We start from the raw sequence: 15,040 nt of genomic DNA, 5'->3' as shown, positions 1-15,040 counted from the left end.
CTATTTTTATAAACTCACACCTCTTTTCCAAGGTATGAAATCGTCTTGGTTTAATTGGACAGCTTTAGGTGTTATTTCGCCACTAGCTGCTTTGATACAATATTCTAAAATATCCTCTCCCATGGCCTGGATAGATTTATCTCCATCTATAATAGGACCGGTATTGATATCGATGATGTCGGCCATTTTGGTGGCTAATACATTATTTGTTGCTACTTTGATGACCGGACATATTGGATTACCTGTAGGGGTACCCAAGCCTGTTGTAAACAGAATGAGTGTTGCGCCCGCCGCTGCTTTTCCAGTTGTTGCTTCCACATCGTTTCCGGGCGTACAGACTAAGTTAAGACCGGGCTTTGTCGCTTCCTCGGTATAGTCCAGGACATCTACAACAGGTGAGGTTCCACCTTTTTTTGCGGCACCATTACTTTTTATAGCATCCGTGATAAGCCCATCACGGATATTGCCTGGGGATGGGTTCATATAAAACCCCGAACCAACAGCCTCTGCGGCATTGCTGTAGGCAGTCATAAGGTCAATAAATTTATTGGCGGCGTTTGGATCTATAGTACGGTCTATTAGGTTTTGCTCGGCACCACATAGTTCCGGAAATTCGGCCAATAGTACTTTTCCGCCAAGAGCAACCAATAGGTCGGCGGTGTAACCTACGGCAGGATTGGCTGAAATGCCGCTGAATCCATCACTGCCACCGCATTTTACACCTAAGGTCAATTTGCTCAATGGTACTGGCTGTCTACCGAGTTTATTAATTTCTGTCAGCCCAATAAAAGTTTGCAGTATCGCCTCCTTCAGCAATTGCTCCTCACTTTTTGATTGTTGCTGTTCAAACAAGTACAAGGGTTTATCAAAATTTGGATTACGTAGCTTAATGTCGTTGACTAGATCATTCAGCTGTAAATTTTGGCAGCCTAGACTCAATACCGTAATGCCTGCGACATTCGGATGGTCGGCGTAGGCCGCAAGCAATTTGCTCAAGATGGCCGCATCTTGTCGAATTCCGCCACAGCCACCCTGATGGTTCAAAAATTTGATGCCATCCACGTGCTTGAATACACGGTCAGACTGTTCGGTAATCGTGTTAAGCTGTTCTAGTGAGGACAGGTCTAACGTTTCACCTTTTTCATAGGCTTTTAACAGCTGATGGGTGAAGTTCTTGTATTTTGCAGTGACTGAATAGCCAAGCTCATTATACAGCGCCTCTTTGATAACATCAAGATTTCGGTTCTCGCAGAATACAGTTGGGATAAATAGCCAGTAATTTGCGGTTCCAACACGGCCGTCCGGGCGAAGATAGCCATTGAAAGTTCTCCCTTCAAACTTTGAAACATCAGGCTTTTCCCAGTGATAGTTTGAAGGTCTGAAATGATAAGGCTCTACTGCATGTTTGGTGTTGTCTGTATTCATAATGCTTCCCTGAGGAATATCAAATTGAGCCTTTCCAACGAGTACACCATACATGTAGATTTCGTCACCAAAGTGCATGTCCTGCATAAAAAATTTATGCTTGGCCGGAATATCTTCTTGTAGAATATAATGTATATCCTCAAATGAAATCACATCACCTTTTTTGAGATCTTGTAATGCGACCAAAACGTTGTCTTTGGGATGTATCTTTAATACGTTGTTTTTCATTTGTAGTGCTATTTATACCTTTTTATTATCAAGAACTGATGGAATTTCAAGTGCTTTTAATGCTCCTTTTTCAATGATCTGCTGTAATTTCTGGTTGACTGTTTCTTCAAAATGAGGAAACTCCGTTAAATTGATCCCCCATAAATCCGTATCTGAAAGCACGGTATGGACAAGTTTATCTGGATTGGTCCAGGCCATATGTAATCTTGGAGCCAATTCGTCCTGGAGCATTATTGTCCGTCCATTGATCACCTGCGTATATTGATCGCCGTCCAGCTTGGATTTTAATAGATAGAGATAAGCCGCGAATCCAAGTGCAAACAGTTGTGGTGCTTCATGGTGGGCTGTATACCACTTTCTTAGCAGTGGGATATTGCGCATCGCCATTTTTGAGCTGTAATTTAAAGCAATGGATTCCCATTTGTGCTCAAGATGAGGATTCGCAAAGCGATCGATTACTTTGGATGAGAAATCGTTGATGTCCGCAACTGAAATACTGTCGCTTAAAATTGCGGGACCAATTTCATCTTGCATTAAAAGTCGTATAAATTGGTTGAATGCTGCATTTTGCATAGCCTCCTTTACCGTATTGAAACCCGCAAGAAGAGCAAGGGCACAACTTAATGTATGTGTTCCATTAAGGAGCCTCAGTTTGATTTCCTTATATTTTTCAATGGAAGGAACCAGCAATACATTTGAGTCCGCCAAGGCAAATGACAACCGTTGTTGCACACGTTCAGAAATAGCTTCTATCGCCCACAAGCGAAACGGTTCGGCCATAATCATCAATTGATCTTCGTAGCCCAGTAAGGTACAGGTTTTCGTGTATTCCGCTAAAGGCAATGCTCCAGGAACAATACGGTCTACCAGCGTGTTGCAAAAGTCATTGGCGGTATCAAGCCAGTTCAAAAACTCTTTCGGGAGCTTATTCAGCTCAGCAAGATCCCTTATTATTGATTTCAGTTTAGTGCCATTGTCCGTGATCAATTCGGTCGGAACAATGGTTAAACCTTTATTTTTGTCGGCATTGAAGTAAACAAATCTCCGGTATAAAATGGCTAAAAGTTTACCTGGAAAAGAAGCCGGTGGTGCGTCATTGATAGTATCTTCACTCATGACAATGCCAACTTCTGTGGTGTTGGAAAAGACAATTTCAAGATCAGGATTTTCGGCACTTTTTAATATCTCTGACCAATTTTTGTTGGCCGCCAGCACACGTGAAATCGAATTGTTGATTTCGTAATGTGAAATTTCCTCACCGTCTTCTATACCTTTAATAGCTAATGTATATAGGTTGTTTTGCTGTTCGAAGGCATCAGCACCGGCTGAAATTGTTGATTTTACAACAAGGATTCTGCCAAAGAACAGGCTTTGTTGATTGGCTTTATGGACAAAGTAATCTGGTAGGCCTCTGAGCAGTACGCCCGTGCCGAATTGAAGAATCTTTTCTGGATAAGAGAAAGATGATTCGGTAGGCTTACTGACCAGATCCGAACCAATTGTATTTATAGTATGTTTTGTGAGTAACATCTGATAACTATTTATTATTGAATTTTATATTGTTTTTTCCATTTCGGAAAGTCCTTTTCGATCAGTTTCTCTGGCCAGTTGCCGAACCAGGCATAGCCATTCCTACGTTCTACGGATACGTCCTCAAAATTGTATTTGACGGTATTGTCGCGATCTCCAAAGAGCGGGCGATTGTCAAACAGATCATAGAATCGTGCCCAAATTGTTGAAGTACTATCAGCCACAAGCCTACGCTCATACTCCTTTGTCAGCTTATTTTGTACGCGATCAAAACGATAACCTTCGATATCATTTTGCTGAAACCATTGTATGGCCTGTTCAATAGCTTGTTGGATCGCTGGCGTCGCGGGTTGCATCATCAGAAACCGAACGATGGCAACAGATTCACTCGTACTTAATGAAGCAGGTTCGAATTTTCTGGCCTGAGCAGGGACTAAAGTGTGCTGATCGTATTGCGCAGCCCAAATACTCCTTTTCCCGTCTTGCATGACCTGTGTCTTCAGGATACAGGCTATGCCTTTTTCTACTGCTGTTTGTGCTTTTGACACAAATATGGGGTTGATAAACTCAAAGCCGTCTTGCTTAATGACAACTTTGTAAAGCACCAATAACGCATTGATCATGACATTATCGTTGTAAGTTATCTCAGCTCTATAGAGTGATTTATTCGGATAATATTGAGGAAAGCCCCCATTCTCATACTGAGCCGATAAGATATATGCGATACCTTTTTCCGCAGCGGTCAGATAAGCCGGATTTTTCGTATCCTTAAAAGCCTTGATCAAACCATTTATTTCCCGGGTTGTCGCATTGTTGTCGAGCGTGGCATGGTCAATAGCTGTTTTTTTAATCTTTTGCAGGATTTCTTTTGTAATTGGCCGCTGGTAGTCGACGACACTTTTGTCGACTAGCTGTTTAGGCCATGCACCATTTGGTAGTTGATAGATGAGCATCTTTTCTGCTAATGAATCTTTGGACGGCAACGACTGTCCGATGCAGTGGTGATGAAACACTGATACCGCGATGAAACTTAGGATAGCTATTTTTCTCATGGTTCTAGTTGTTGATCTGTTTGATTAACCAGCGCACTAAATCATTTGCTGCAGTAAAATTTTCATATTCCTGAGGCAGTTTTCTTCCATCTGTATATTCGTTATACAGCCAAGGATCTCCAATTGCAAATACGGTTCCTTTTCCATACTTCGCCGTTGCAATGATGTTATCACCCTTCTCTTTAATCAATGTTTGGGCCGGAGCTTTTACTTGTAACGTTGAAATCTCCTTGATATATATTTTGGATGTATTTGGAAATACTGTATTACCTTGCGGGATCAGAACTGCCCCGGTTTGGAAATCATTTCCTTTAACACGGTTGCGACTGTCTTCATTGAATGTAATGCCGAACTTTTGTGCGAGGGTATTAAATTTCGCGATTTCGCAATTGCCGCTATCATTTAATAAAAGAACGAGTACGCCGCCCTGTTCAACCCATCGTGAAATCTGCTGGGCATCTGTTTCATTCATGAAATGTGGATGTTCAGTTTCTTTCTCTGTATCGGGATCTACGATAATATAAATGTTGGATTTGGATAGATTCTGTTGTGTAGGGGCTGTCTTTAATGTATTTAATTGGGCCCCGTTTTTTTCAAATATCCTGCCCAATAGCGAAAATCCATTGTTATCATCGCCATCCCAAAGATAGTGATAGGGGGTAAGTTGACCCGATACTGTCTTTTTATATTCGTTGTTGAAGTAATTATCCAATGTGACAGTATGCCGTTTCTTACCCTTTTGTGCCTTCGCAAATTCAACTTCTGATGCTGCAAGGATAAAAGCACCGATTCCCTTGGGATCATTGGTAATGACGGGTTCGCTCATATAATACGCAAAGCTACCGTCACGATATTTTTTCCCGCCTAAGCCAGATACTTGGACCGTTTTGTTAAGGTTCACACGATTTTCTCCTGCTGGAGTAATGAACTCCTTCACAAGCCCTTTATAACCCCGGTCCAGACTTTTTTGAAATGAAACCGGGATATAGCCTTTGCGCAATGATTTTGCCAATGCAAAGACAAACATACTTGAAGCCGAGGATTCGAGGTAGTTCTCTTTTCTGGTGCCTAAATCCACAATATCATACCAAACACCGGTTTTGGCATCTTGATACTTGACGATTGCCGATAACGTTCTGTTTAAGATCGCAATGAGTTCTTGTCTACGTGGATGCTCTTCCGGGAAATGGTCCAATACATCGACAAGCGCCATCACATACCAGCCTATGCCCCTGGCCCAGAAGTGTGGTGACAAACCTGTTTTCGGGTCAGACCAACGTTCTTTTCTCGATTCATCCCAACCGTGATACAGCAAGCCTGTTTTCGCATCACGGGCGTTTTTTTCCATGTAGCTAAACTGGTTGGCGATATCGTCAAAGGCGGAAGGAATATTCATCAGGCTAGCATATTCTGCATAGAAAGGTTGTCCCATGTATAAGCCATCCAGCCACATTTGATAGGGATAGATTTTCTTATGCCAAAAACCTCCTTCTTTAGTTCGCGGATGCTTTTGGAGCTGTGCATATAATTGGTGGCAGGCCTTAAGGTATTTTTCTTTACCGGTCACTTTGTAAAGCGTTAATAGTGCCGTACCATTTTTGATATTGTCGATATTGAAATCTTGCGCATCATAGTTCTTAATAGAATCCTGAATGCTGAGATAAGCATCCATGCGGGTCTGCATATAATTAAAATAGGTCGCGTCTGCCGTATTGCGCCATACATCCGTGAGACCTTCAAAAATAACCCCCATATCGTATGACCATTTCGGAAATTTGTCGGTCCTGTTGAATAGGGAATCCGGATAAAGCTGTTCAAGTACAGTATTGGCCATCTGCTCAGAAAAAGGTTTTTGTTGGCCGAATCCTGAAAATGGAACAAGTGCTATAAGGTTTAAAAGAATTAAAAATAACTTTCTCATCACGGTCCTAATTTTTGATCGTTAAGGATTTTTTCGTACTTCCCGCTATAAATTGACTGACAGCCTTAGCCGCTTTTGTGTTGGAATTCGAGAGACGGATATCACTGCTTTTCTCACCTGCAACCTTGATATACAATTCTGGAGCATCCAATGCTTGGATATTAGCTAGATTTATCGCGGAGCTATTGTTGATGGCGATCAACGGATTGTTTTCTGTTGTCTTTAATACAATATTTTTTAAATTAATATGAGAAGCTTCAATGATTTCTATGCCCTTATTTGCTTCCAATGTGGCATCCTCAATCCAGATGTTCTGAATATGCATTTCAGGAAGACCACGTAGGAAAATTCCTTTTGATGCTCCTTTTGCTGCAATATTTTTGATATAGAAGTTCTTAAACTGCGGAGTTTCTTCTGTAACCGGAAGTGTTACTGTTTTTACGGAAGATCTTTTTTCTCCAGCCAGAGGAACGGGGTCTACTGCTGCATAATACATGTCAAATAGAATAGCCTCGCCGGGAATATCAATCATATTGATATTGTTGATGAATATGTTTTCTACTACTCCGCCACGGCCTCTTGTCGTTTTGAAGCGAAGTCCAATATCAGTCCCGATAAATGAACAGTCTTCCACCCAAATATTGCGGGCGCCACCGCTCATCTCGCTTCCGATCACAAAACCACCATGTGCGTGATAAACAACATTATTGCGAATGATTACATTTTCGGTTGGCTTGCCACGGTCACGGCCAGCTTTATCCCGGCCTGACTTGATACATATGCCGTCGTCACCAACATCAAATGTACAGTCCTCAATCAGGACATTCTTGCAAGATTCGACATCGACACCATCACCATTTTGGCCATACCAAGGGTTACGAATCGAGAGCTTTCGTAAGGTCAGCTCCTCACATAATAGGGGATGTAGATTCCATGCAGGGGAGTTTTGTATAGTTACGCCTTCCAATAATACCTTTTTACAGTTTGTAAATACCAAAAGATTGGGCCTTAAGAAATCTTTGACATCTTTGAAGTCATCGATGGTTGTGCCCGGACGAATTACCCCTGCTTTCTTCTCTTTTGAACCTTTTAGTGAGCTTTCTGAGGGGTACCAAATCTCATTGGCGGCATCAACTGTGCCACCTGAGGCAACGAGATTTTTCCATTGGGAGGCTGTAAGTTTGCTTTTTTTGACCATTCGCCAAGCACCTCCGTTGCCATCGATAATGCCATTGCCCGTAATTGCAATATTATATAGGTTCTTGCCTGATATTGGATTTTGATTGCGCCAAGCCGGTTCACCCTCCCAATTGGATTCAACAAGCTTGTATTGATCAAAGTCCCTTGTGAAAAGCAAGATGGCGTCTCGTTTGAGATGCAGGTTTACATTGCTTCGCATTTCAATAGGCCCTGTCAGCCAAATTCCGGCTGGAACCAGTACCACACCGCCACCGCGTTCGCTACATGTACGGATGGTTTGGTTGATTGACGCTGTATTAAGAAATTGACCGTCACCTTTAGCGCCATAATTGCTAATACTTAACGTGTCTTTCTTAAATTCGACTTGTTGTATAATAGGACGGGCAGGTTCTTGAGCCATACACAGCTGTGGCAGCACGAGAAGCAGTCCAAGTGCAAGTTTCAATGTACGGGAATAGTGCTTTTTAAACGAATTCATTTTTTACATTTTTGGTTTAAAAATGGTTATTTGTAAAAGCAATTGTACATTCTTTGTTCCTAACTTAGATGAAAAACTTATGCAAACGTTACCGGTCATTACTTAGCAATTAGATGTAAGATTGGTGTCCAATCCTTGAATACAAGCCGAGAATTAAGGCTATCAGCTGCTCCATCTATTAAAAGATGTTCCCATTTGACACGATTTTGTGACACAGGACCAAGTTGTTTATTCCTATATTCTATTAAATACAGCGGATTTTTATTCAATACCTGTATGATTTGGAAATTGCAGAAGCCATCTTTCCCAACAACGATACCTTGTTCTTTTGCTGTTGGGGCAAGAAGAGAGAAAGAACGTGAAAAAAGTGAAAGTATAATCGTCCGCATTCCAAACTGTTTAATTGGTCAATGAAATTACCAATATTAAAGTCTTAGTTAAAGAAAATTGATTAAAATAAATGCGCAAACGTTATCGGGGATTGTGTTTGTGATCCAAATATTTGAGATGTGCATCCCTGTTGATTTGAAATCGGACAGAATGGTTATATTTGTTCAACAAATTTCTAAACATGGACATTCAATCGTTATATCAGATTTATAAACAGTATCCAAATATTACAACAGATACACGTAAGATTGAGAAGGATAGTATATTCTTTGCACTGAAGGGCGCAAATTTTAATGGGAATACGTTTGCAGAACAGGCGCTCCAAATCGGAGCGAAGTATGTCGTTATTGATGAGGAAATTTATAAAAAAAGCGAACAGTATATCTTGGTTGACGATGTATTGAAGACATTGCAGGATCTGGCGAATTATCATCGGAGACAATTAAATATTCCTGTTATCGGTGTAACAGGCACAAATGGAAAGACAACCACAAAGGAATTATTGTATTCCGTTGTCTCGCAGAAATATAAAACTTATGCGACAAAAGGAAATCTAAATAACCATATTGGCGTTCCTTTGACGCTGTTGGCCATTGATGGATCCATTGAAATCGCTATTATAGAAATGGGAGCCAACCATTTAGGTGAAATTGCGTTTTTATGTGAAATTGCTGAACCAACACATGGATTGATCTCCAATGTCGGAAAGGCGCATCTGGAAGGCTTTGGCTCTTTTGAAGGTGTTAAGAAAACAAAGGGTGAACTGTATGATTGGTTGCAAGATCATCAGGGGACACTCTTTTTACAGGCGGATAACCCGCATTTAAGAGAAATGGCTGCGGCACGGCAAATAGCTGAAATAGTGACTTATGGGTTTTCCGAAACCAATGATGTCATTGGTAAATTGTTGAAAGCAACTCCATTGTTACAGATCTCATGGAAGACGAAAGGAGACCCCCAGACTTATATCATAGATACGCAACTTACAGGTTCATACAACACAGAAAACTTTTTGGCTGCAATAGCGGTAGGTTTACATTTCGATATCTTGCCAAAGGAGATCAATTTGGGTATTGAAAGCTATACCCCGACAAATAATCGTTCACAGATCATGAAAACGCCCCACAACACGGTGATCTGTGATTATTATAATGCCAATGCCACCAGTATGGCAGCTGCTTTGGATAATGTCCGAATTATTGAGGCCAACAAGAAAGCGGTTATTTTGGGGGACATGTTTGAACTTGGTGCTGAATCTTTTGAAGAGCATCGTAAAATCGTGGATAACGTAGGAAGCATGTTCGCTGATCGCAAAATTTTTGTCGGAAAGGCATTTTTTGAACATAAAAATGATGGCGCCGAATTTTTTGAAACAACCTTAGAGGCGAAGGCTGCCCTGAAAGAAAGACCGATTATCGGAGCTACGGTATTATTAAAGGCCTCGCGGGGTATGGCTTTTGAAAATCTGATAGATATATTATAGCTTTTTGTTTTGCTTAAAATCAACTAGGTGTTAAGGGCGCGTTTTTTGCTGGCTTTCAATGGGGGCGTCCCCTGCGTAGGTACGCTTGAAAAGACGGACTTGATGTGCCACTCGACGCGGACTCAACGTGCAGTAGGCCTAATTTGGTAACAACTTAAACTTGAGCAATTTCCTGATTAAAACTAAGGTTGTTATAAGTTTTGTCATTTGAGGATTAAAATATTGACCAAAATAAGCAAAATAATACTTTGGGAAAATGTAGCTCATTCTGAAAAATGTACCTTTGTGTCGTATAATGGATAAAAGACGTTTTTTTTTAGAAATAGCCTACTTTGGGCAATCTTATCATGGGTGGCAGGTTCAGAATAATGCGATTTCGGTACAGGAAGTATTGAACAAAGCATTGGCGACATTGTTACGGGAACCTATTGAGACCACTGGAGCGGGAAGGACAGACACGGGGGTACATGCGAAGCAACTGTATGCTCATTTTGATGCCGCTGCTGTAGGGATATTAACAAAGCCTGACCGTTTTATTCATTCACTTAATGCATTATTACCCTTTGACGTTGCGGTTAAGAGGCTGATTGAAGTTGCTGATGATGCTCATGCCCGATTTGATGCGACACATAGATCTTATGAGTACCACCTTCATTTTCATAAAGATCCGTTTATTTATCCTTATTCCTGCTTCATGCGTGACCGCCCTGATGTGGACAGAATGAACGAGGCTGCTCAATTTTTATTGGGTAAGCAAGATTTTGAATGCTTTAGCAAGTCTCATACGCAGGTGTTTACAAATATTTGTGATATTCGTAGAGCAGAATGGTTATGGCATGATGAACAGGATCTGGTATTTCATATCACCGCAGATCGTTTCTTGCGCAACATGGTTCGTGCGATCGTAGGTACTTCGCTGGAGATCGGACTGAAGGGCAAACCGGCTTCCTTTATGCAGGAAGTGATCAAAAGCAAAAGTCGCGGCAAGGCTGGGGTATCCGTCCCGGCGCAAGGATTGTATTTAACAGAAGTAGCTTACCCTTATATATAAATAATAACGTGAGTCAAGATAAAATAACAGGCAAAACCTACGATGTCAATTTGTTGCGGCGTATGAGTCGCTATATGCGACCTTATCATGTCACATTTTGGATATCCGTGGTTTTAACAATACTATTGGCGGCAGTGGCCCCGGCGCTACCGATGCTTATCCAGCATACGCTAGACAACTATATCTTAAATTTTGATACGGGGGGATTGTCCTATATGCTCATAGCCATGCTGGCATTGGTCGTGGTGCAGACCCTGATTCGTTATTATCATACCCTTATGACAAATACGCTGGGACAGTCTGTTATCCGGGACATTCGCATCCAGGTGTTTAATCACATTGTACAGCTGCGTCTTAAGTATTTTGACCGCACCGCTTTAGGAAAGTTGATTACAAGGACGATATCTGACTTGGAAACACTTTCCAATATCTTCTCGGAGGGATTGATTCAGATTATTGGCGATCTTCTGCAGTTGGCGGTGATATTGGGCGTTATGTTCTATTCGGATTGGAAATTAACGTTAATCGTACTTATTCCCATGCCTTTGATGATTGCTGCAACCTATGTATTTAAAGAAGCGATGAAAGCTGCCTTTATCGATGTTAGGAAATGGGTGTCTAATTTGAATACCTTTTTACAGGAGCATATCACTGGAGTCGGTATTATTCAATATTTTGCGCGTGAAAAGCAGGAAATGGATAAATTCAAAGAAATTAACGCGCAGCATCGGAACGCACATATTCGTACCAACTGGTATTTCTCTATCTTTTTTCCAGTTTTGGAAATTATCATGGCAATTTCCTTAGGCTTGTTGGTGTGGTTTGGAGCCAAACAGATCATGGGCGATGTGATTTCACCCGGTGTAGTTGTAGCCTTTATTATGTATATCAATATGATTTTTAGGCCTATTCGGGAACTTATTGATAAGTTTAATACGCTTCAAATGGGTATGGTGAGTGCTGAACGCATTTTTGAAGTGCTGGATACCAATGAGATGACTCCTAATTTGGGTACATTAAAACCAGACCATATTAAAGGGGAAATTACATTTAAGCATGTTTGGTTTGCTTATAACGATGAAAGCTGGGTACTGAGGGATGTCAATTTTAGTGTACAACCTGGCGAGACATTGGCTTTGGTCGGTGCTACCGGTGCTGGTAAATCGTCCACAATCAATATTCTTAGTCGGTTTTACGAGATCAATAAAGGTGAAATCCTCCTGGACGGTGCAAATATTCGCGAATACGATCTTGATTATTTGAGAAATACCATTGCTACGGTGTTGCAGGATGTGTTTCTTTTCTCGGATACTGTCATCAATAACATTACATTGGGTGATCCTTCAATTTCGAGGGAACAAGTTATCGAAGCGGCCAAAGAAGTTGGCGCACATGACTTTATTATGCGGCTTCCCGGTGGATATGATTACGACGTGAAGGAAAGAGGAGCAACATTGTCTGCTGGGCAGGCACAATTAATTTCTTTTATTCGGGCGCTGGTTCATGACCCCAGAATCCTGATCTTGGATGAAGCTACCTCCTCCGTAGATACCGAAACTGAGGAAATGATCCAAAGTGCGATCGACAATTTAATGCGGGGAAGAACTTCGATTGTTATTGCCCACCGCTTGTCCACCATTCAGAAGGCAGACAAGATCATTGTTTTGGACAAGGGGGAAATAAAAGAAATTGGAACACACCAAGAGCTTTTGTCTTTTGAAGGTTACTACAAAAAACTGTACGATCTACAGTTTCACTCGGCGGGAATTTAATCCTTAAACGACACTCTCTTTGGGGATGGTCTCTTCGTCCTCGATATGGGTGTTGGCTTTGATTTCTGAGCCTCGGCCTACCAGTACGTTGGCACCGATGGAAACATTTGGTCCGATGTTTACGAAATCTTCAATAATGGTGTTGCTTTCAATGACTGCCGATCCGGAGATGATACAATGGTTGCCAATCTGTACATCGGGGGCTATCGTTGCTCCGGGAAGAACAATACATCCTTCGCCAATTTCAGCCCTTTTGGAGACATAGGCTTTCGGGTGAATTAAGGACTGAAAATTCCAATCTGGATTTTCGGATACGATCCTTTCGCGTAGCCCCGGATTTTTAACGGCAACAAAGAAATTTTCTGCAGCATCTTTAACTTGATGATGAAGTTGGACCTCATAATCGAATACATCCTCGATCAGCAATGACTTGTCAATAAGCCCTCCGATTTCGATGTCCAAATCTTCGGCTACATCTACAGCAGTTTTTGCATGCGCTGTTGCACCATATATATATAGCATGATCTTTTAATTTTGTGCAAAGATAATGCTTTCTGAAAAGAACTCCATGAGCTAACCGGTATCAATATACTAAAAGGAGTCGGTGCTACTTCCGGTTATTGGAAAGAAGATCGCTTTAACGGATTTCAACAAACATTTGGCATGATACATTCTAAAATTTGCAACAAAATAGCCCTTTCGATTGTTCTGATTTCTAAATAGAAAGAAAGCTTATTATATTTGTTGATATACAAAAATTAAAATATGATTCAACGTATCCAAACTGTTTATTTATTAGTGGCAGGACTAATTATATTCGGCTTATTTTTATTCCCTTATGTAAATTACAGTGATTTAGTCGGTTTGGGAAAAAATGTGAAGGTGACAGGTGTTTATGGTGTTGCTGCTGGACAGCCGGTTCATGAAGGTGGATTCGGTTATATCCTGCAGACCATTGTGACGGCGCTGTTGGGATTGCTTCCGATTTTCACCATATTTAAATTTAAACAGCGTAAGGTTCAGCTTTTATTGATATGGGTAGAGATTGTTGCAATTATCTTTTTCGCAATTTGGCTTTATTCATCCGCAAGTACACATCTTGCTACGGTTGGTCAGTTCCTAGGAGCAGGGAATATCGGGGTAGGTTTCTTTTTGCTGCCAATATCAATTATTTTTTGTGCGCTGGCATTGGGCGGAGTACGCCGGGATGAAAAACTGATTCGCTCAGCCGACCGTTTGCGTGCATAATTTGATTTCAATAGATCTTTACTAGATTGAAGCCACGGTTAGCGTGGCTTTTTAAATAATATAATAATATGACTAAATTTTTCCATTGTGCTGTTATCCTGCTTTTTCTTTTTATTGCTGGCACGACGCAAGCGCAATCTGTAGATTCGTTACTGGTGGTTGATGATATTCAATTCGATTTAAAAGACTTTCGTGTGGATAAGACGACAAATGAGCTGGTTATTAACTTATTCGCGATATCCTATAGTACAGATCCTCGGGAGTATAAAATGAATACTTTCTCCACACAGATTCTGGATCAAAAAAAGCAGCCACATTTTTTCTCCTCAATTCAGATGGGAAATGTCCGGATTAACTTTGAAGATAAACAGAACTATTTGCATTACTTACTTGAGGAGGATAAACCTGTAGATATCCAAGTAATTGTGAAAGACTGGAAGAAGACCGATAAGCCTATTAGTATCAAGCTTGTTTTTGAGAGTAGCGAGGAAGAAGGTAAGTTTTTGGAAGTACCTATCTTGCTGAGTAAATAGTTGATTGGACGGATGTAAAATAGAAAAAGCGCTGGAATCTTTGAAGATTCAGCACTTTTTTAGCTTTTTGAAATTTATTTCTTATCTATTGTATCGGATCTGTTGTTTGTCTAACATGCCCATCTGATCTTTCATCATTTTTATTTGATCAGCTAACAGTTTGTTTTTGTCTGCTTTCTTAGCTTCCTGAAGTAATTTCTCGGCTTCACGTTTATTGCGTTTTGCCATCGCTACACCTGCTAAGCTTAATTTTGCCAAGGCAATATTATGATCCATATGAAGCCCGAGTGCGAGTGCTTTTTTGAAATACTTCTCAGACTGCATTGGCGCGCGTTGAGATTCAATCAAACCGATTAACATGTTATAATAACCATGTTGTTGCGGGATTAATTGTTTTTCATAATTCGTGATTTTCTTTAACCATTTTTCGGCCGCGGCCATATCTTGTTTGCGCATATACCATTGCGCGATAAGCATGTATTCATGAAAAAATACAGTAACAAAACCAAGAATTGTGATCAAGATGCCCAGTATTCCCCATCCCCAATTTCCTGTCCAAAATAAAGCAACTGTCCCAATCAGCAATGCACTGCAAATGATGATTCTAACGAGATTTGACATAAATCTTTGTTTAAAAAATATTTGTGTTCAATTTAATTCTGCAAATATCCGTTAATTTCGGCGTTTAAGCAACCCGTTCAAGTGGTTATTTTGTAAAATTATGTATTT

The 15,040-nt window shown here is 40.8% G+C and carries 13 protein-coding genes; 5 read left to right on the top strand and 8 right to left on the bottom strand.

What is annotated here, in order from left to right; genetic code table 11:
* Window positions 1–6: 6 nt before the first annotated feature.
* From ABTV71_RS27440 to ABTV71_RS27415, 6 genes are all read right to left on the bottom strand, one after another.
* Window positions 7–1,653, bottom strand: a complete 1,647-nt coding sequence (locus ABTV71_RS27440; RefSeq protein WP_121121052.1) for a UxaA family hydrolase — start codon at window positions 1,651–1,653, stop codon at window positions 7–9.
* A gap of 12 nt (window positions 1,654–1,665) precedes the next feature.
* Entirely contained in the window at window positions 1,666–3,183 is a 1,518-nt protein-coding gene (locus ABTV71_RS27435; protein ID WP_433901733.1) for a tagaturonate reductase, read from the bottom strand.
* A 14-nt stretch (window positions 3,184–3,197) separates the two neighbouring features.
* The gene (gene pelA / locus ABTV71_RS27430; RefSeq protein WP_121121048.1) at window positions 3,198–4,235 is read right to left on the bottom strand and encodes a pectate lyase; all 1,038 of its coding nucleotides are present in this window, start codon (window positions 4,233–4,235) and stop codon (window positions 3,198–3,200) included.
* Between the two features lie 4 nt (window positions 4,236–4,239).
* Window positions 4,240–6,156, bottom strand: a complete 1,917-nt coding sequence (locus tag ABTV71_RS27425) for a glycoside hydrolase family 88/105 protein (protein ID WP_433901732.1) — start codon at window positions 6,154–6,156, stop codon at window positions 4,240–4,242.
* A 7-nt stretch (window positions 6,157–6,163) separates the two neighbouring features.
* Window positions 6,164–7,834, bottom strand: a complete 1,671-nt coding sequence (locus ABTV71_RS27420) for a glycoside hydrolase family 28 protein (protein WP_433901731.1) — start codon at window positions 7,832–7,834, stop codon at window positions 6,164–6,166.
* Window positions 7,835–7,932: 98 nt separating this feature from the next.
* Window positions 7,933–8,223, bottom strand: coding sequence for a hypothetical protein (locus tag ABTV71_RS27415; protein WP_433901730.1), 291 nt, complete (start codon window positions 8,221–8,223; stop codon window positions 7,933–7,935).
* Window positions 8,224–8,405: 182 nt separating this feature from the next.
* Here ABTV71_RS27415 and ABTV71_RS27410 point away from each other — a divergent pair, with 182 nt between their 5' ends.
* From ABTV71_RS27410 to ABTV71_RS27400, 3 genes are all read left to right on the top strand, one after another.
* Window positions 8,406–9,707, top strand: a complete 1,302-nt coding sequence (locus tag ABTV71_RS27410) for a UDP-N-acetylmuramoyl-tripeptide--D-alanyl-D-alanine ligase (protein ID WP_433901729.1) — start codon at window positions 8,406–8,408, stop codon at window positions 9,705–9,707.
* Between the two features lie 295 nt (window positions 9,708–10,002).
* Entirely contained in the window at window positions 10,003–10,758 is a 756-nt protein-coding gene (gene truA, locus ABTV71_RS27405; protein ID WP_433901728.1) for a tRNA pseudouridine(38-40) synthase TruA, read from the top strand.
* Between the two features lie 8 nt (window positions 10,759–10,766).
* The gene (locus ABTV71_RS27400; RefSeq protein ID WP_433901727.1) at window positions 10,767–12,530 is read left to right on the top strand and encodes an ABC transporter ATP-binding protein; all 1,764 of its coding nucleotides are present in this window, start codon (window positions 10,767–10,769) and stop codon (window positions 12,528–12,530) included.
* 3 nt (window positions 12,531–12,533) lie between these two features.
* Here ABTV71_RS27400 and ABTV71_RS27395 read toward each other — a convergent pair whose 3' ends face one another.
* Window positions 12,534–13,052 carry a hypothetical protein gene (locus ABTV71_RS27395; protein ID WP_433901726.1) on the bottom strand — a complete coding sequence of 173 codons (519 nt, stop codon included), beginning with the start codon at window positions 13,050–13,052 and terminating at the stop codon, window positions 12,534–12,536.
* Between the two features lie 243 nt (window positions 13,053–13,295).
* Between ABTV71_RS27395 and ABTV71_RS27390 the strand changes: the two genes are divergently transcribed.
* Together ABTV71_RS27390 and ABTV71_RS27385 are read left to right on the top strand one after the other, a co-directional pair.
* Entirely contained in the window at window positions 13,296–13,778 is a 483-nt protein-coding gene (locus tag ABTV71_RS27390; protein ID WP_121121033.1) for a DUF4293 domain-containing protein, read from the top strand.
* A 68-nt stretch (window positions 13,779–13,846) separates the two neighbouring features.
* On the top strand, window positions 13,847–14,311 hold the full coding sequence (locus ABTV71_RS27385) for a hypothetical protein (protein ID WP_121121031.1): 465 nt from the start codon (window positions 13,847–13,849) through the stop codon (window positions 14,309–14,311).
* An 81-nt stretch (window positions 14,312–14,392) separates the two neighbouring features.
* Here the strand turns inward: ABTV71_RS27385 and ABTV71_RS27380 are convergent, their stop codons facing one another.
* Window positions 14,393–14,932 (bottom strand): tetratricopeptide repeat protein, encoded by a 540-nt coding sequence (locus ABTV71_RS27380; protein ID WP_108634647.1) that lies wholly within the window; start codon window positions 14,930–14,932, stop codon window positions 14,393–14,395.
* Window positions 14,933–15,040: the final 108 nt, after the last annotated feature.

It is taken from the genome of Sphingobacterium puteale (assembly GCF_050986225.1).
GTDB lineage: Bacteria > Bacteroidota > Bacteroidia > Sphingobacteriales > Sphingobacteriaceae > Sphingobacterium > Sphingobacterium puteale.
Note: the sequence above shows the minus strand (reverse complement) of the source record. Positions and strands in the feature narration are given on the sequence as shown.

Excerpts from the sequence above, each read along its gene's own strand:
- ABTV71_RS27440 (WP_121121052.1), bottom strand. The coding sequence starts at position 1,653 with ATGAAAAACAACGTATTAAAGATACATCCCAAAGACAACGTTTTGGTC.
- ABTV71_RS27435 (WP_433901733.1), bottom strand. The coding sequence starts at position 3,183 with ATGTTACTCACAAAACATACTATAAATACAATTGGTTCGGATCTGGTC.
- pelA (WP_121121048.1), bottom strand. The coding sequence starts at position 4,235 with ATGAGAAAAATAGCTATCCTAAGTTTCATCGCGGTATCAGTGTTTCAT.
- ABTV71_RS27425 (WP_433901732.1), bottom strand. The coding sequence starts at position 6,156 with ATGAGAAAGTTATTTTTAATTCTTTTAAACCTTATAGCACTTGTTCCA.
- ABTV71_RS27420 (WP_433901731.1), bottom strand. The coding sequence starts at position 7,834 with ATGAATTCGTTTAAAAAGCACTATTCCCGTACATTGAAACTTGCACTT.
- ABTV71_RS27415 (WP_433901730.1), bottom strand. The coding sequence starts at position 8,223 with ATGCGGACGATTATACTTTCACTTTTTTCACGTTCTTTCTCTCTTCTT.
- ABTV71_RS27410 (WP_433901729.1), top strand. The coding sequence starts at position 8,406 with ATGGACATTCAATCGTTATATCAGATTTATAAACAGTATCCAAATATT.
- truA (WP_433901728.1), top strand. The coding sequence starts at position 10,003 with ATGGATAAAAGACGTTTTTTTTTAGAAATAGCCTACTTTGGGCAATCT.
- ABTV71_RS27395 (WP_433901726.1), bottom strand. The coding sequence starts at position 13,052 with ATGCTATATATATATGGTGCAACAGCGCATGCAAAAACTGCTGTAGAT.
- ABTV71_RS27390 (WP_121121033.1), top strand. The coding sequence starts at position 13,296 with ATGATTCAACGTATCCAAACTGTTTATTTATTAGTGGCAGGACTAATT.
- ABTV71_RS27385 (WP_121121031.1), top strand. The coding sequence starts at position 13,847 with ATGACTAAATTTTTCCATTGTGCTGTTATCCTGCTTTTTCTTTTTATT.
- ABTV71_RS27380 (WP_108634647.1), bottom strand. The coding sequence starts at position 14,932 with ATGTCAAATCTCGTTAGAATCATCATTTGCAGTGCATTGCTGATTGGG.